General features: G+C 38.7%; 18 protein-coding genes and 1 riboswitch. Of the genes, 11 read left to right on the top strand and 7 right to left on the bottom strand.

Annotation, left to right across the window (positions count from 1 at the left end; translation table 11 throughout):
• Positions 1-10: 10 nt before the first annotated feature.
• Both H514_RS25450 and H514_RS0118895 read right to left on the bottom strand, forming a co-directional pair.
• A complete protein-coding gene (locus H514_RS25450; protein ID WP_411431079.1) occupies positions 11-493 on the bottom strand; it encodes a CBO0543 family protein in 483 nt (160 codons plus the stop codon).
• 152 nt (positions 494-645) lie between these two features.
• Positions 646-834 carry an H-type small acid-soluble spore protein gene (locus H514_RS0118895; RefSeq protein ID WP_027448375.1) on the bottom strand — a complete coding sequence of 63 codons (189 nt, stop codon included), beginning with the start codon at positions 832-834 and terminating at the stop codon, positions 646-648.
• 261 nt (positions 835-1,095) lie between these two features.
• Between H514_RS0118895 and helD the strand changes: the two genes are divergently transcribed.
• Entirely contained in the window at positions 1,096-3,384 is a 2,289-nt protein-coding gene (helD, locus tag H514_RS0118890; RefSeq protein ID WP_027448374.1) for an RNA polymerase recycling motor HelD, read from the top strand.
• 83 nt (positions 3,385-3,467) lie between these two features.
• Here helD and H514_RS0118885 read toward each other — a convergent pair whose 3' ends face one another.
• A complete protein-coding gene (locus H514_RS0118885) occupies positions 3,468-4,196 on the bottom strand; it encodes a lipase family protein (protein ID WP_036841873.1) in 729 nt (242 codons plus the stop codon).
• Positions 4,197-4,352: 156 nt separating this feature from the next.
• On the opposite strand from H514_RS0118885, the gene H514_RS0118880 reads away from it, so the two are divergent.
• Positions 4,353-4,646, top strand: a complete 294-nt coding sequence (locus H514_RS0118880; protein ID WP_027448372.1) for a hypothetical protein — start codon at positions 4,353-4,355, stop codon at positions 4,644-4,646.
• Between the two features lie 58 nt (positions 4,647-4,704).
• Here the strand turns inward: H514_RS0118880 and H514_RS0118875 are convergent, their stop codons facing one another.
• The 3 genes from H514_RS0118875 to H514_RS0118865 form a co-directional block, all read right to left on the bottom strand.
• On the bottom strand, positions 4,705-5,148 hold the full coding sequence (locus tag H514_RS0118875) for a hypothetical protein (RefSeq protein ID WP_027448371.1): 444 nt from the start codon (positions 5,146-5,148) through the stop codon (positions 4,705-4,707).
• Between the two features lie 159 nt (positions 5,149-5,307).
• On the bottom strand, positions 5,308-5,742 hold the full coding sequence (locus H514_RS0118870) for a hypothetical protein (protein ID WP_027448370.1): 435 nt from the start codon (positions 5,740-5,742) through the stop codon (positions 5,308-5,310).
• 117 nt (positions 5,743-5,859) lie between these two features.
• On the bottom strand, positions 5,860-6,765 hold the full coding sequence (locus tag H514_RS0118865; protein ID WP_027448369.1) for a formate/nitrite transporter family protein: 906 nt from the start codon (positions 6,763-6,765) through the stop codon (positions 5,860-5,862).
• A gap of 147 nt (positions 6,766-6,912) precedes the next feature.
• On the opposite strand from H514_RS0118865, the gene ltaE reads away from it, so the two are divergent.
• The 4 genes from ltaE (at position 6,913) to H514_RS0118845 (ending at position 10,186) form a co-directional block, all read left to right on the top strand.
• Complete coding sequence (gene ltaE, locus H514_RS0118860; protein ID WP_027448368.1) at positions 6,913-7,938, top strand: low-specificity L-threonine aldolase; 1,026 nt, start codon at positions 6,913-6,915, stop codon at positions 7,936-7,938.
• A 147-nt stretch (positions 7,939-8,085) separates the two neighbouring features.
• Entirely contained in the window at positions 8,086-9,108 is a 1,023-nt protein-coding gene (locus H514_RS0118855; RefSeq protein WP_027448367.1) for a S66 family peptidase, read from the top strand.
• Positions 9,109-9,135: 27 nt separating this feature from the next.
• Entirely contained in the window at positions 9,136-9,570 is a 435-nt protein-coding gene (locus tag H514_RS0118850; RefSeq protein ID WP_027448366.1) for an NUDIX hydrolase, read from the top strand.
• A 25-nt stretch (positions 9,571-9,595) separates the two neighbouring features.
• Positions 9,596-10,186 carry a kinase gene (locus H514_RS0118845; protein ID WP_027448365.1) on the top strand — a complete coding sequence of 197 codons (591 nt, stop codon included), beginning with the start codon at positions 9,596-9,598 and terminating at the stop codon, positions 10,184-10,186.
• Between the two features lie 178 nt (positions 10,187-10,364).
• On the opposite strand, the gene H514_RS0118840 is transcribed toward H514_RS0118845, so the two are convergent.
• Entirely contained in the window at positions 10,365-11,996 is a 1,632-nt protein-coding gene (locus tag H514_RS0118840; RefSeq protein WP_027448364.1) for a pyridoxal phosphate-dependent decarboxylase family protein, read from the bottom strand.
• Positions 11,997-12,102: 106 nt separating this feature from the next.
• A riboswitch (cyclic di-GMP riboswitch) is annotated at positions 12,103-12,192 on the bottom strand.
• A 199-nt stretch (positions 12,193-12,391) separates the two neighbouring features.
• Here H514_RS0118840 and H514_RS0118835 point away from each other — a divergent pair.
• The 5 genes from H514_RS0118835 to H514_RS0118815 all read left to right on the top strand — a co-directional run bounded on the left by H514_RS0118835 (position 12,392) and on the right by H514_RS0118815 (position 16,196).
• Positions 12,392-12,754 carry a hypothetical protein gene (locus tag H514_RS0118835; RefSeq protein WP_027448363.1) on the top strand — a complete coding sequence of 121 codons (363 nt, stop codon included), beginning with the start codon at positions 12,392-12,394 and terminating at the stop codon, positions 12,752-12,754.
• 15 nt (positions 12,755-12,769) lie between these two features.
• Entirely contained in the window at positions 12,770-13,480 is a 711-nt protein-coding gene (locus H514_RS0118830) for a hypothetical protein (RefSeq protein ID WP_027448362.1), read from the top strand.
• Positions 13,481-13,513: 33 nt separating this feature from the next.
• The gene (locus H514_RS0118825; RefSeq protein WP_027448361.1) at positions 13,514-14,698 is read left to right on the top strand and encodes a methyl-accepting chemotaxis protein; all 1,185 of its coding nucleotides are present in this window, start codon (positions 13,514-13,516) and stop codon (positions 14,696-14,698) included.
• A 166-nt stretch (positions 14,699-14,864) separates the two neighbouring features.
• The gene (locus H514_RS0118820) at positions 14,865-15,812 is read left to right on the top strand and encodes a sigma-70 family RNA polymerase sigma factor (RefSeq protein ID WP_027448360.1); all 948 of its coding nucleotides are present in this window, start codon (positions 14,865-14,867) and stop codon (positions 15,810-15,812) included.
• A gap of 12 nt (positions 15,813-15,824) precedes the next feature.
• The gene (locus tag H514_RS0118815; protein ID WP_027448359.1) at positions 15,825-16,196 is read left to right on the top strand and encodes a VOC family protein; all 372 of its coding nucleotides are present in this window, start codon (positions 15,825-15,827) and stop codon (positions 16,194-16,196) included.
• The last annotated feature ends 24 nt before the right edge of the window (positions 16,197-16,220 follow it).

Below are 16,220 nucleotides of genomic sequence, written 5' to 3'. Positions count from 1 at the left end.
AATGATTAGCTCAAGAACGTAAATCTACCGGTGTCTGTATAGGGACGTTAAAGATATTGATGAGTATGATAATAACGATGACGGAGAGGCCATATGCGATAATAGGCCGTTTTGAATGCAAGACAATCATAGGGAACATGACGACGTAAAATAGTGCTGACCACCAAATTGACCATCCATAATTATAAGATAACCTATGAAAAATATAGACGTAACTCACTTCCCAAATCCAAAGCCCCACAATCCAGAAGAATATATAAACATAAGGTGATTTTTGATTAAAAGGATAGAAGTGCAAAAAAAGAATCACAAGAGAAGGTAAGAAAAGGAAAGTTAAGAAAAACCCTACCGTTTGATGGTTGGAAAAGATCTCTGATTTCCACTGCCATAAATAATAATTGGCACATATAAAGTTATATAATAAATTCATTAATGCAACATACAAAATTGTGGAATGGTATTTATGAAATGATTGCCAACTTTTCGTTAACATGGCCACGATGCATAAGGATACTGAAAGAACTGCAGTCATTATTGTCCCTCACTTAAAAGGTTGTCTTTAAAAGGTTTTCCTAACAAGAGAGAAATCATTCACTAGTCCTTACCCAAAGATAAGCCAGTGAAGAAGTCACTGGCTTTCATGTATTAGCCCTTATAATCTTCTTTCAATTCATGAAGTGGAACATCTAGCTCCTGTTCGGGATGATCTAATGGGAAAACACGTGCATTTTCTCTTGTTTCATCCACATGTTGTATATAGACGGGAGTTCCATTATGAGAAACGTTTGCCATAACAGGTGATTCAGAAACTTCTTTTGCTCGTCGCTTTTCCATGTGAATAACCTCCTTTAAATGTGCTGATCTTATTATGAGGAGAGAAGTTTTGCGTTATGCGTTTTAAACGCATTAAAAAAGCACGATTCTCAGACGAGAACCGTGCTAAATGGCTTGATAAACATGATTGATCATGGTACACTTTAAACCTATGTATAGCGATTTCACTTATTGTAATTACATCTATCCAATATTAATTTTACATGAGTGAAATCCAAATGTCAAATAATATAGATCAAATCCTACAGGGGTGATGATGCGGTGACGGAGAAACATGAAGATTGGCAGTTGGAACAGCAACGGATCAACAACGTATTAGATGAGATTGAACATAAAAAAGAAAAATTAAGAGAAAAGGTTGGTGACGTCAAAGGTGAGGTCATCGGGCTACGGGAAAACTTCTGGGAAGACGTAACAGTCAACCTAGATGAGCATGATGATGTCGTTGAAACTGTAAACAGCCTAAAGCAGCAAGCTGAGCTTTTAGGAGAGCGTGAACGGAGTCATAAGCACTTTTATGACCAGTTAAAAACTTTACAGCGTATGCAGAAAAATCCATATTTCGGTCGTGTTGACTTCCGTGAAGGTGGTGACAAGGAAGCCGAAGAGATTTATATAGGGGTAGGTTCCTTAATGGATCAAAATGATGAAGACTTTTTGATCTATGATTGGCGTGCCCCTATATCAAGTCTATATTACGATTACTCACCAGGACCGGCGGAGTATGAAACACCTGAAGGGACAATAGAAGGTGAGATGGAGTTAAAGCGTCAGTTTATTATTCGAGACGGAGATTTGAAAGGTCTTTTTGATACTGGAGTAACCATCATGGATGAGCTACTTCAGGAAGTGCTTGGCAATAATGCCAATACACAAATGAAAAGCATTGTAGCAACCATTCAAAAAGAACAAAATCAAATTATTCGTTATGACCAGAGTAAGTACGTGGTGGTCCAAGGTGTAGCTGGAAGTGGCAAAACTTCTGCAGCCCTCCAGCGTGTAGCCTACCTTTTATATCGATATCGTGGAAAAATTGACGCAGATCAAATGATGTTATTTTCTCCAAACCCGATGTTTAATAGTTATGTAGCTAACGTATTACCGGAATTGGGCGAGGAAAACATGGAACAAACCACTTTCCAAGAGTACATGGATAAACGTCTTGAAAGTCGCATTGAATTTGAAGATGCCTATACGCAACTTGAGTATTTATTAACAGCAAAGCAAGATGACTATTACAAGACAAGACTTCAAGGGATTCGCTTTAAGGCTAATCTTGCTTATAAAGATGTAATCGATAGCTATGTACAAGACCTTGAGCTAGAAGGAATGATCTTTCGTAATGTGAAATTTCGAGGCAAAACCATTGTTTCTTCCCATGAGATCCATGAGTATTTTTATGGCTTAGAGGATTACATTACGATTCCAAACCGTATAGAAATGGTAGCGGCATGGATCCTTAAACGATTAGAGGCGTTCTCACGAAAAGAACGTGATGAGGACTGGGTTGAAGAAGAAATCGAAATGTTAAGCAAAGAGGATTATCTGAAGATTTACCATAAAGTCCAAGAAGGTCGTGAAAATGAGGATCGCTTTGATGACTATATTCGTGAGCAGGCAATCCTGGCAAAAGCGATTGTGAATAAATACATGAAGCCTATCAAAAGAAAGATTAAGGACTTTCAATTTATTAACATGACTGCAATCTATCGTAATCTCTTTACGCGAGATCAAGATGTTGCTCACGAAAGCTGGAAAGCCATAGCAGAACAAACGAATGAACAACTACAAACGAACCTGCTCTTTCACGAAGATGTAACACCATTCTTATATTTAGAGGATCAGTTAAAAGGGATTCACTCCTATAATAAAACGCGATACCTATTTTTAGATGAAGCTCAAGATTACTCCCCATTCCAACTCGAGTTTTTCAAGCAGCTTTTCCCGAATGCGCGAATGACTATTTTAGGAGACTACAATCAGGCCATTTATGCACATAACTTGAATGCCCCGACTCCTCTTTCAGAAGAATTGTATCAGGATGAAAAGATGGAGAAAATGACCCTTTTAAGAAGTTATCGCTCGACTAGACCGATCATTGAATTCACAAAAGGCATTGTACCTGGTGGCGAAGATATTGAGCCCTTTAATCGAGAAGGAGACGCCCCTACTGTAACAGTGGCTGAAGATTGGGCAGAGCATACAGATGCTGTGGTTGGAAAGATTCATGACATGGAAGAAGAGTCCTATGATACAGTAGCCGTTATTTGTAAAACGGCAAAGGAAGCTAGGGAAGCGTATGAACGATTAAAGCATGATGTTGATATACGCTTAATGGATAAGGATACGTACACGTTTGAGAAAGGCTTAATCCTGATTCCGGCATACCTCGCAAAAGGGATCGAGTTTGATGCGGTTATCCTTTATAACGCCTCAGATGAAGAATATCATCAGGAAATTGAAAGAAATCTCTTTTACACGGCATGTACGAGACCAATGCATGAGCTGCATTTATTCTCATTGGGTAAAGTGACAAGATTTATTGAGTAATAGGAAAGCATGCCTGTCCCAAGGAGTTGGGGCAGGCATTTTAATGCTCACCCTCTTTTAGCCAACTGCTTCATAATTATCTCTTATGGAAAGCTCTTCACACCTTCCTCATAGGTGTTTAGTGAATGATTTTCAAGCACACTCTCTTTCTGAATTGCAAACTTCATAGGCGTAGGAACATGATTATAGTAAATGGTCTTTTTCAAGAGAAAAGATTTAATGATAGGGGGAGGAAGCTTTGGTACGAGATCATAGAAGTTAACAAAACGAATACTTATTGGAACAAATGAACGGAAGGTACGTTTGAATGTAGTATCTCCTACACGTGGGCTACCATAATTATACATCAAAACCTGGGTGAAATCGGTATTTACTCTAGCATCCAGTGCATGTAGTGTAGCTAATGCCCCTCCTAAACTGTGCCCTGTGATGTATAGTTTTTTATAAGGTGGTACGGTTTCATACACGTTCATGATTTCATCGCGACAAGATTCATAAATGGAGAGGAATCCGTCGTGGACTAATCCACTATCCGGTACATAGGGGTAGGAACGTTGGAATACCTGGGCATCTGAAACCCAATCTGGATCAGATTGAGTACCTCGAAAGGCAATCAAAATTGAATCCGGAGACTCTAGAATGAAGCCAAACCACTCCTGAGAATGTAAAGATCGTGCCTTAAATTGTTTAATTAATTGAAAGCCTTTTGGAATATGAAATTCTCCATTTTTCTTATATTGAACATAAGTTAGTCTGCATAAATCAATAAGAAAAAGAGCTAATTCTTTATGAAAGTAACGCGCAGCATACACGATCTCTCCCTCCAAACACATATGTTTCTACATTATATGGAGGGTTAATGAAGAAGTGCGGATGTGTTACTAGACTCATGAAACTGTGGAATTGGGGTTTAACAACCTAGAAAAACGTTTATGAACTAAGTAAACCCTATTAAAGGAGAGGTTCATATGGCAGCTATAGATAAAGAACTTAAAGACGTATATATGAAACAAAGTGGGGAACCTATTCGTTTTGCACACGGCACTTACGTGGTTACACAAGTAGATGGAAAGAGACATTGTGAATTAACGCTTAACAATGTTGAACAACAAGAAATGTTTGACGAGCGAAAAGAGGAAGACAAGCCTGTGGAAATGACTTTCACTACACAGGAAAATGAATCTCATGAGATGACATTTAAAGTGAAAACAGTGAATCGATTTAATGAACAACGAAACGTTGTTGAGTTGGAAAATTTATAATGAAGAGAAGACATTCATGATGAGAAGCCTTGCTAACTTAGCGAGGCTTTTTTATTTGTTAAAAGTTGTCTTTTATATACCAAACTAGGTCATGAAACTTTTTTGTCTCTCTCTTGTCTAAGGCTTCATCAATCAACCTTTTGGCATTTTGCATTTCCAGCTCGTGAATAACTCGATCCACTTTCGTCAGATTAACAGGCTTTTTCTTCTTTAAGTAACGATGCGCAATCGAATTTACATGGGTTAAAAAGTCAGGAAGATCCATTAGCTCAAGAATCGAAATTTGAATCATATGTTTTCCGTTTTGAAACACCAGCACATCCTTCGTGTTCTCAATTTGTTTTGTATCTCGGTTGATGGAAATTTCACGTCCTTCAACAGGTACAAAGTGATAGAGCTTATCGTCGATGTGTATAGAGAAGTACTGGTAAGCTAGCATAATGCGAATTCGGTCAACTTCTTGCTTTACATAAAACGGCTTTAACATTTGAACGGACAGCATAATAGATTCACCTCTAATTATCTGAATATTTTGTATTATCTTATGCGCTTGCCACTCATTTAGTTAAGGTTTTGGGTGATAATCTAATTAAATATTTTAGTCATAAGGATGGGGGAGGGGGGGTGACTTTGAATTCTTTCTTGTTCCTTTAAAGCCCCCTTATCTTGAAGACTTGAAATCGAGATAACTAGTGAGGTGGAGGTGCAGGGGGAATTCGGCGTCTAGCCGAGGGATTCCGTCGCTTACCCAAGGGATTCCGTCACCTACCCGAGGGATTCCATCTCCTACCCGAGGGATTCCGTCGCTTACCCGAGGGATTCCGTCGCCTACCCGAGCGAATTCATCGCCTACCCGAGCGAATCCGTCGCTTACCCGAGCGAACCCGTCGCTTACCCGAGCGAATCCGTCGCTTACCCGAGCGAATCCGTCGCTTACCCGAGCGAACCCGTCGCTTACCCGAGCGAATCCATCGCCTACCCGAGCGAATCCGTCGCTTACCCGAGCGAACCCGTCGCTTACCCGAGCGAATCCATCGCCTACCCGAGCGAATCCGTCGCTTACCCAAGGGAATACTGTTCCTTCCCACGAGAACATAGCCCATAGCACTACTCAACAGCAACGGACTCCTCTCAGTTTCAAGTCTTCTACAATCCTGCCATATTACTGAACAACATTTTAATATAAATAAAAAAGCTCCTGAAACAGGAGCTTTTACGAATGATCTATTGCTGATCTTATATCATCTTTATAAGCGTAAGAGAATAAAAGGGAAACCAGTAAGGCTCCTCCTATGATGTTTCCAATACTGGCAGGGATGATGTTCATAAATAAGAACTCATACCAACTGTATTTATCCGTTGCAAGCGTAGCCATACTAAAATAGCCCATATTGGCCGCGCTGTGTTGGAAGTTACCTGCAACGAAAAGGATAACAGGAAGGGTTGTACCAATAATCTTCCCTGTAATATCACGAGCAGCTGTTGTTAAAAAGGCCGCCATACCGATTAACCAGTTAGCCATGATACCTGAAATTAATATTTGAAACCATCCTACAACACGACCTTGATCAAAAAACTTCATTTTCTTATCTAAAAGCTTTGATAGCTCAATATAAAATGGATCTGACAAGGATCCGGATAGTTGAATAACAATAGCCACAAATAGAGCACCAATGATGTTACCAATATAAGCCGACAGCCAGAACTTTAAAATCGTCCGTTGGGTTATAGCTTGTGTATTAAACACATACGTCGGCAACAATACGTTGATTTCCGTGAGTAATACAGATCCTGATATAAAGACCATTGCATAACCCGTTGCGAAGCCTAGTCCTGACAATAAATAATAAAGTCCTTTAGCATCGATTCCAATCGAGAGTAATATTGAAAAAACGGCACCAAAGGTCATAAATGATCCGGCCGTTAAGGCTAATAAAAACTGAGCTCGAAAGGGTTGATCTAAGTGGTCTCTTCCTTTTTGGGCAAATTCACTCACAATTTGTGAGGGTATGTAAAACTGTCTTCCTGGACGATCAGGATTAGAGCGGGATTCGATCGAGGTACCAAAGTTATGGTTGTGTTCTTTTTGATTATTATTATGGGTGTTTTCTTCTGCCATATTTACTCCCCCTTCACTTCCTTAGGTATTCCCTAAAGTTTTTAATATTAATCTATGAAGGTATGAGTGTGTGGAGATTAAGGTGTGAAGCTTTCTGAAACTACTTCCTTCTAGTAGAATAAAAGCAATACATAGGAGGGGATAAGGATGATTGATTTACGAAGTGATACGGTCACCAAACCTACACAAGCTATGAGACTAGCTGGCTTTGATGCCGAGGTGGGGGATGATGTTTTTGAAGAAGATCCTACTGTACGACAATTAGAGGAACGAGCGGCAGAGATGTTTGGGAAAGAGGCTGCTCTTTATGTGACGAGTGGTACGCAGGGTAATCAGGCAGCAGTTTTAACTCATTGTAACCCTGGGGAAGAAATTATTATGGAAGCGAACGCTCACCTATTTCTATATGAAGGTGCCACGATGTCTGCCTTGGCTGGAGTACAACCTCGTACGATCCAAGGAGAACGTGGGGCGATGAGTCCTGATGATGTGGAGGCAGCAATTCGTAAAGACGATATCCATTTTCCGGAAACGAGCTTGATTTGTTTGGAGAATACACATAACAAAGCTGGAGGCGCCATTCTACCATGGGATAACATGAAAGCTATTCATGAAATTGGACAGCGATATAATATTCCCGTTCACCTTGATGGAGCGCGTATTTTTAATGCGTCCGTTGCTACGGGGATTTCTGTGAAAGAATATGCATCTCTAACAGACACTGTTCAATTTTGCCTATCAAAAGGGTTAGGGGCACCGGTTGGATCCATTCTGGTAGGGCCAAAATCTTTCATTAAACGAGCTCGAAAATGGAGAAAGAGACTAGGTGGTGGAATGAGACAAGCTGGTGTAATAGCTGCTCCAGGTCTTGTAGCGTTAAATGAGATGGTTGATCGGTTGGAAGAAGATCATGAACATGCGAAAAATCTAGCAGAAAGCGTGAATTCAATTTCTGGACTAGAAGTAGAAGGAAAGGTAGAAACCAACATCGTGCTTATTAATGTAAAAGAAACGGGCATGGATGCTGAAGCGTTTCTTGCTAAGTTAAAAGAACAAGGTGTTTTGGCTGTCCCATTTGGGCCTTATACAATTCGTATGGTAACGAATAAAGAGGTTTCAGCTGAGGACCTACCTGAAGTGAAGAAGCAATTAGAAAAATGTGTGCAAGCGTAAAACCGAGCGAAAATGCTCGGTTTTTTTATGAAATCCTTCTAGTTCTACACCCCCAACATTTTGTTAAAAATTCAAAAAATTATGTTGCTTTCCCTCCTTCTTTTGATATAATGGCGTAATATTTCTTTTTAATAAGGAGGAAGAAGCGTGATTAAATACCCAAAACCATTACAAGAAGGCGATACTATTGCGGTAACTGCTCCTTCTAGTGGGGTTGAAGAAGAGCTTCATTGGCTTTTACATCAAGCAAAGAAGCATGCAGAGGAAATGAGTTTTAATATTGTGATAGGAGATACGGTTTGGACAGAGAGAAAAGCACGGAGTACTTCTAAAGAAGAACGTGCTGAAGAACTAATGAACTTTTTACTGGATGATCAAGTTGATGTTGTGATGCCTCCATGGGGCGGGGAATTTTTAATGCAATTGCTCCCTTTATTAAATTGGGATAAATTAAAACATGCTCGACCTAAGTGGATTTTAGGCTTTTCAGATATTAGTACATTAACCTTTGCATTTACACTTCATACTGGAATCGCGACTGCACATGGAACGAATTTTTTTGATTTATCATTGAAAAAGATGGATGCGCTAACATCTCGTTGGAGAGAGGTATTGGGGCTTGAGGATGGAGAAGCCCTTACTCAGAGGTCTTCCCACCTCTATCAATCTTCCTGGGAGAAAGTCTTTGAAAATCCTGGGGAACAATTTGTGCTTGATACGCCGACAGAATGGAAAACAACGGGGGGCCACTCTGTATCATTTGAAGGTCGTTTAATAGGAGGATGTGCCAATACATTAAACATTATTGCCGGGACGAAACATGCTCCTTTTGAACTTTTTCAATCTCAGGTTGAAGAAGGATTGGTTTGGTACTTAGAGTGGGTGGAATGGTCCGCAAGTGATGCATTACGAGCTTTATGGAAATTTAAAGAGCTTGGATGGTTTGAGAATACTAATGGCGTTTTAATTGGAAGACCTATTGGGGGCGGAAATACAAAAGACTTCACATATGAAGAGGCTATTCATGAGGTCTTCGAAGAGGTGAACATACCTGTTATTTACGATGTAGATATAGGTCACATGCCCCCACAAATGACTTTAATTAATGGAGCTTTTACAGAAGTGGAAGCCGCTGAAGGCAAAGGTAGCGTCACGATTAAGCGGGTTTAAGCCGTTTTGGTGAGGGGGGAAGATTTAATGTTCATCGTAAATGTAGAAGGTGCAATCCATAAAGATGGGAAATGGTTATTTATAAGACGTAGTGAAAAAGAAGAGCATGCAGGCGGGATGCTCTCCTTTATTGGTGGAAAAGTAGATGATGAAGGTAATAAAGCTAATGTGCTAGAAGAAACGCTACACCGTGAAATCGATGAAGAAGTTGGGGTGAAAGTGAAGAATCTACAATATGTAAATAGCTCTTCTTTTGTAACAGACAAAGGAAAAAGCGTCGTCGATATCGTATTCTATTGTGAGTATGAATCTGGAGAGCCACATGTAAAAAGTCTGGATGAAGTTGAAGGTGTCTTCTGGCTTACAAGTGAAGAGCTTGAGAAAAAAGAAAGCGTACCAGACTTCTTAATTGAAAACCTAAAGCAAGCAGAATTAGTAAAAAGTTCATTGGTTACGAATTGACTGATAGATGTAAGGGGGGAGTTTTTTGAAGGAGTCGATTCATCAAATATTGAAGCAGCTTCCATCCCATTTGGAAGGACGTTTTATCCTTGGGGTTGATGGACTAAGTAGATCTGGAAAAACAACACTAGTAAAAGGGATGGTTCAGGAACTTTCTGATAGAGGTATTCCTTTCCAAGTGTTTCATATTGATGATCATATCGCTGAGCGGTCTAAACGATATGGTACTGGGTATGAAGAATGGTATGAGTATTACAACTTGCAATGGGATGTGCGATGGTTAAAAGATCATTTTTTTGAACCTATGAAGTCTAGCAATCAATTTCAAATTCCGTACTATATCCCTGATGAGGATAGGCAGACATTCCAAAATGTAAAGATTCTAAATAGAGGCTTGGTTATCGTAGAAGGAGTCTTTTTACAACGTTCGGAATGGAGGAGTTATTTTGATTCAGTCATTTATTTGGATTGTCCCAGAGAGAAGCGGTTCTACCGGGAAAATGAAGATGCTCAAATGAACAAAGTGAAGTTTGAAAATCGCTACTGGAAAGCAGAAGACTATTACTTACAAAATGAAGACCCGTTAAAGAAAGCAGACTTAATCATTACAGGATAAGCTCGATAGAAAAGCCATCCCGAAAACTTAGGGATGGCTTGTTTTACACGTTAAGAAAGTATGAAATTTTAACAATGAAGCAAACCGACGTAGTTAAAATTTTGAAAGAATGAAGTATAAGCGCAACTAAACCTCTGTCTGCGCCTTAAAAGGCTTGCCAATCGGCAAGTTTTCTTTATTAGACAAGTAGTGGTGTTTTTCTATAGATATTCATATGCTCTTCTAAAAAGTCTACATAACGATCTACATCTTCTAGTGTTGAATACGGGGAGACAGGAAAGAATTTATGAGCAAATACAGGGATTCTGCGACTTGAATTTTTTGAAGGAACAAGTCTTTGTTTACGAGTGTTTCCAAAGTAAACTCTGTCTCTTTCTTCTCCGATAAGTTCAGCAAATTCATCATTGAATTGGTTATTATGTTCGATCTCTTCTAATGATCGTTCTCCTTGTTTTTCCTCGTCCCATAATACATTCTCAGGATAAAACCGAAACGTTGTTATAGGAGAGACGTCATTGGTAATGGCTACATTTGAGAATTGCTTAAGCATCTTATTTCTAAATGCTAAATTCAATTCAAGGTAGTGGGCTAATATTTTTTGGTAACCTTCAATCCCCATACCTAACAATGAAGCATAGATGGATATAGAACTCCCCATTCTCGAGCACTCAAGTGTATAGCTAGTATGGTAGCTTCCATAGCTTCTATTCCCAACATAAGGGGTTTCTTCATGATCAAGGTCCACATATTGTAAGCTAGCTTTATCTTTTATTAAAAATAAACTTGAACTGTAAGGTGTCTGACCTAGTTTATGAAAATCAAACACCATACTGTCAGCTTGACGAATAGCTTTTAATTTTGTTTGATACCCTTTTAGTGTGTGAAGAACATTTCCCCCTAATCCTAAAGGGTTTTTGTCAAACTCATAATGATTAAAGAAGGTGTACATCCCTCCCATGGCAGAGTCAGCATGTACATATATAGGTTCTAAACGATGTTTTGATTCGATTTCTTCAGTAATCTTTTTAATTCCTTCTAAATCATCTATTCCGAATGTATCAGTAGTACCCATAGTGGCTAATACATAGGTTGGAATACCACCATTTTGAATAACTTCATTCATCTTCTTCTTAAGGTCTTCAATATTCATCGAGTGATCATCATTCACTTTAACGCGAATTAAATTAGCTACTCCGATTCCTGTAGCTTCAACAGATTTATATAAACTGTAATGAGAGAGCTCTGAACAAAAACAGTATAAATTACCTGGTATTCCTGTTTGATTAGTTTCTGGGAAACGGCGAGCTATTGCTAGTCGTAAAGAGTTGAAAACTGCACCTTGGCCTCCCCATGTTGTATAACCTGCACTTTGGTTCGGATCATACCCCACCAGCTTAGAAAGCATGCTCGTAATCTTTACTTCTGCTGTTGCTGCTCCTGATCCCTCTACGTCCCACAAATTATTTCCATTTAGTAATACCATAACCAAATTCCCTAAAATACTAGGGATATTAGGTAGAGGGGCGGCATTAGCCACATAACTACTGTTAATGTAACGGTGCCCTTCTGCTAGTTTTACCAAATCATGAATGGTCTCTTTTATAGATTGGGCTTGATAGGGGATATCTGCTTGTTGGATTAGTTGATTGTAGTAATCGTCTTGGTGTTGTGAGTTATTCCCTAATGTTAGAGAAGAAGGGTCTTTTCGTTCATCTAGCTGGGTCAAAATGGTGTTGAAGTGATCAAGTAACTCTTCTCTTTGTAATGGATTACCGTCATCACTTGGATATAGATACTGCAAATCTTTCAAAAATATCAACCTTTCATTGAATTAGTTTTTGAGGTTATGAATTAAAAAAAGAAAACACACAAAAAGAGCTCCCCACACAAATGGAGTAGCCCAGTTAAATTCGTAACCTGGAAGCCCGACGATCCTATTCCTATACAAGGACTTTAGACTCGTGGCTTTGCGTCCCTATCTTTCGATAGGTTTGCCATTTTCAGTTCTTATTAGGATTCTTCTAAGTTTATTGTACTAAAAATGAGAGGATAAGTCTCCTTTTTTCGACAATAATTGACATATTCTTTAAATAATAGGTTAAAAATATGAGGATTTTGTCGATAAAAGTCGGGGGGAAGTCTTACAACTACTTCAAAAAGTATGGATTTAGGTCAATGGAATAAGTAAAAAAAGGGGGAAGCGATATGAAAGGTTTGGTCGTAGACAAACGAAAATACAAAATGGCCATTAATGAAGCAGATAAAGAATTACAAATTCAGGTCCATGGGCTCATGAGAGAAGAAGACACAGAGAGTTATATGGGAGATTTTCAAGAGACGATTGGTAAAGTAAATAAAAATAGTTACACATTAGTGATTGATGGGACATATCAGACAACCGTTCCATCAAAGGTTGTGCCGCAACTAGAACAAATACTGACGTTCTACTCTACTTTAGGATTTAAAGAAGTTGTAGTAGTGAAGCCGTCATCTAAAATTGCTCAAGTACAGTTAAGAAATGCGTTAGAACGTATTGATTTTGAAGGTACATTAGTAGATAGCGTATAAATGGAGGGATAACCGATGCAAACCTCAGAACAAGTTTACACATATGAATTTATAACAAAAGAACAGTCGGGCCTCATAAATCAAGCAGCTGATTGTTTAACTCAATCCTTTATAGGAATTGATGTAGATGGTAAATGGGTGCAAGAGCCAATGGTTGGCAACCTGAATATTCAATATGATGACTTTTACAATTTTACTAAAGAATATATAGAAGGTGTGGTTGACCAAGGATACTCCATAGTTGCAAAGGACCATAACGGTGAAGTTGTTGGTGTTTTAGTAGGAGATGTTAATGCACCTGAGATTATTGGAGAAGACGTATTTGAAGGATCTTTCTCTGATATGAATGTAATCTTACACGTTCTTGAAGATGTTGATAAACGATTCTTAGAAGATTATAAAAAGCGCATGGGAAAAGAACTGGAAGATGGCGAAATGTTACATCTATTTATGATTGGAATTACAGCTAGAGAAGCACGTCATGAGGCAATTGAGAAACTTGGTGTTGAGTTAATTCATAAAGCGAAACAAGATGGATTGAAAGCAGTTTATGGAGAGGCAACTAACCCAAAATCGATCCGAATTGCCCAGAAATACTATGGTCAAGAAAAGTATCTAGATGTAGACGGGAATCCCATTGTTCATAAATATCATGATAATGAAGATTTAAAGGAGATTCCTGAATCAATTGCTGATGGAACGTATCTTATTATCCGAGAACTATAAAATAAATCATATAAAGGGAGGTCAGTATTGAACATGACCAACTATATCGAAATGGTGCTTATCATCATACTAGCTATTACGACTATATTTTTTGCTTACAAATATTTCACCGGAAATCGTTCACCTAAAAATGATCAACAAATTTTAGAGGGCATGAAAGAGCTAACAAAAGGGAATTTTGATGTAAAAGTAGCTGGTGAAGGGCAGAAATATCAAGTTTATAATCAATTAGTTGACTTCTTAAATCATGAGGTAAAGAAGGAAGAAGATCTTCAGAAAAGTGTTGAGGAAAAAGGTGTATCACTTGTAGAAAGAGGAGAAGATGCTTCTGAAAAAGCGGATATTGTTCGTGCTGCTATGGATGAAGTGGGTAGAGGATTAAACAAACAGCTAAAAGCAACAGAAGAAAGTTCAGCAGCCTTGGATGAAATGAATTCTGCTATCTCGGAATTATCAGGACGTTCAGCGGATATTTCTGAGCAATCCAATAATACGCTTGAACTCACCAAGCAAGGGAATGAGCAGATTCAAACATCTATTGATAAGATGGAGAATCTAAATCAAACCGTCACGACCACTTATGATGCAGTTAAAAATCTTGGAGAAAAATCTCAAGAGATTGGGACCATTGCAAAGGTGATCACAGACATATCTGAGCAAATTAATTTATTAGCTTTAAATGCTGCTATTGAAGCGGCTCGCGCCGGGGAGCACGGAAAAGGTTTTGCGGTAGTAGCTGATGAGGTTCGTAAATTAGCTGAGCAAGCAAAAGACTCTTCTGACCAAGTAACAAATATTATTGGTGGTACACAACAAGAAACCGATAAAGCAGTCCAATCTATGGAACAAGGAATAGTTGAATCTCAAGATACGAATAACGCAATGGAGGAAGTAGGGAAGCTATTTCAGGATATTCTTACTTCGACTCAAAATATTGCTGATAACAACGGAGACACATCTGCTGCAACTGAAGAGATGTCTGCTAGCATTCAACAAATTGTATCCTCGGTGGAACAGGTTACATTTATTTCCCGAGAATCTGTTGAAATGTTTGATGAATTGACTGAGATTAATGATGATCAAATTGCTACAATGGAAAAGCTTGTAGAAGAAGCCAAGGCATTAAATGATTTAAAGAAGAACAAAACGTCCAATAACCAAGATGCACAAAAGCAGCTTATAGGACAAAAGGATGTAAACAAGGATATTGCTGTTTAGAAAGCAGGCGCTATTTGTATATAGCGCCTGTTTATTTTTTACCATTTTTTACTTGAACGAATTTCAATAGACTTTATACTAAATTGTAAGAAAAATTTATAAAAAGCGTATAATTTTATATTCATTATTCGTTATATAGAATGAAGTGGAAAATAAGGAGGATTGTATGGTCGTTTCAAATGAAGAGGAGCTTTCCTTATATGAGAAGTCTCGAGAACTAAAAGCAGAGTTTAATATGATTATTGAAGATTGTCGTGAAAGTCTATGGAGTTATTGTCGGTATCTAACAGGCTCCCCTTGGGAAGGCGAGGATCTATATCAGGAAACGATGGTGAAAGCGTTTGGTGGTTTTTATCAACGTTGGCATCCGACTAATCCCAAATCGTACTTATATCGTATTGCTACAACAACGTGGATTGATCATTGCCGTCGCGAGAAACGCATTGTAGGAGATTTGGATGAAGATGACATTCCTGCTAAGGAAGACTCTAACGATCTAGATGTTGAAGAAGCATTACAGCATTTAGTTACGCTTTTTACACCCAGACAATCCGCGGTATTTTTACTGATGGAGGTGTTTTCTTTTACTGCAAAGGAAGTGGCCGGTATTGTACGAACAACGCCTGGAGCTGTTTACGCAAATGTAAGACGAATGCGTGAAAAGTTAAAAAAGCAACCACCTCAACTAGGAACAAAACATGATTTAAAGAAAGAAACATCGTCACATCCTGTGATCCAGAAATACCTAAAAGCATTGAATGAAGGGGATGTAGAAGGTGTTCTGGCCTTGCTAAGTGATGAAGCTCATAACGAAGCATCCTTAGCCTTTAACGAGTATTCCAAGGATGAAATGAGATCTGGTTCAATGCAATTTGGTCTTCCTGGGTTCCGAGCTGAAGAACGTGTGCTTTGGGGAAAAAACGTTATTGTAGTATTTTATGATGGTGAAAACGGTCCTGAGATTCATGATATTCAATATCAAGAAGTTGAAAATGGCCAAATTGTTTACCACCGTAGTTTTTATTTCCGAAAAGAGTTTATGTTTGCTGCAGCTGATGAACTGGATGTTCCGGTTCAACTCGATAAACCAGTAGTAGATTGGAAAAATGAATAGGAGGAGACTTTTATGGTAAAAAGTCCGATTAAAAACAAAGTTAGCTTGGTGTTCATTCCTGTAACAGACATTGAGAAGGCGAAAGAGTGGTATTCCACTATGCTAGGTATTGAGGAGGGAGAAGTTAAGTTCGGGCATTTATACATTCCGGAAATGGAAGAAGGTGCAGGGATGCTTCTCGATACGATGCCAATGTGGCGTGATGAGAACGGAGAGCTTCCAAGGTTGAATGTACCAGCTATTCAGTTCGAAACAGAAGATATACATGCATCCTATCAATTTATGAAAGATAATGGTGTAGAACTTGTAACGGAAGTTCAGCATGATCATTTCTTCGTTTTTAAAGATCCCGATGGCAATATGCTAATGGTATGTCAGTGTTAATAAAGAGAGCCTAGCATCTGAAAA

The organism is Pontibacillus marinus BH030004 = DSM 16465, from assembly GCF_000425225.1.
In the GTDB taxonomy this organism is placed as follows: Bacteria; Bacillota; Bacilli; order Bacillales; family BH030062; genus Pontibacillus; species Pontibacillus marinus.
Note: the sequence above shows the minus strand (reverse complement) of the source record. Positions and strands in the feature narration are given on the sequence as shown.

Coding starts and splice junctions, on each gene's coding strand:
- H514_RS25450 (WP_411431079.1), bottom strand. CDS start 493: ATGTTAACGAAAAGTTGGCAATCATTTCATAAATACCATTCCACAATT.
- H514_RS0118895 (WP_027448375.1), bottom strand. CDS start 834: ATGGAAAAGCGACGAGCAAAAGAAGTTTCTGAATCACCTGTTATGGCA.
- H514_RS0118880 (WP_027448372.1), top strand. CDS start 4,353: ATGGCAGCTATAGATAAAGAACTTAAAGACGTATATATGAAACAAAGT.
- H514_RS0118875 (WP_027448371.1), bottom strand. CDS start 5,148: ATGCTGTCCGTTCAAATGTTAAAGCCGTTTTATGTAAAGCAAGAAGTT.
- H514_RS0118870 (WP_027448370.1), bottom strand. CDS start 5,742: ATGTTCTCGTGGGAAGGAACAGTATTCCCTTGGGTAAGCGACGGATTC.
- H514_RS0118865 (WP_027448369.1), bottom strand. CDS start 6,765: ATGGCAGAAGAAAACACCCATAATAATAATCAAAAAGAACACAACCAT.
- ltaE (WP_027448368.1), top strand. CDS start 6,913: ATGATTGATTTACGAAGTGATACGGTCACCAAACCTACACAAGCTATG.
- H514_RS0118850 (WP_027448366.1), top strand. CDS start 9,136: ATGTTCATCGTAAATGTAGAAGGTGCAATCCATAAAGATGGGAAATGG.
- H514_RS0118835 (WP_027448363.1), top strand. CDS start 12,392: ATGAAAGGTTTGGTCGTAGACAAACGAAAATACAAAATGGCCATTAAT.
- H514_RS0118830 (WP_027448362.1), top strand. CDS start 12,770: ATGCAAACCTCAGAACAAGTTTACACATATGAATTTATAACAAAAGAA.
- H514_RS0118825 (WP_027448361.1), top strand. CDS start 13,514: ATGACCAACTATATCGAAATGGTGCTTATCATCATACTAGCTATTACG.
- H514_RS0118820 (WP_027448360.1), top strand. CDS start 14,865: ATGGTCGTTTCAAATGAAGAGGAGCTTTCCTTATATGAGAAGTCTCGA.
- H514_RS0118815 (WP_027448359.1), top strand. CDS start 15,825: ATGGTAAAAAGTCCGATTAAAAACAAAGTTAGCTTGGTGTTCATTCCT.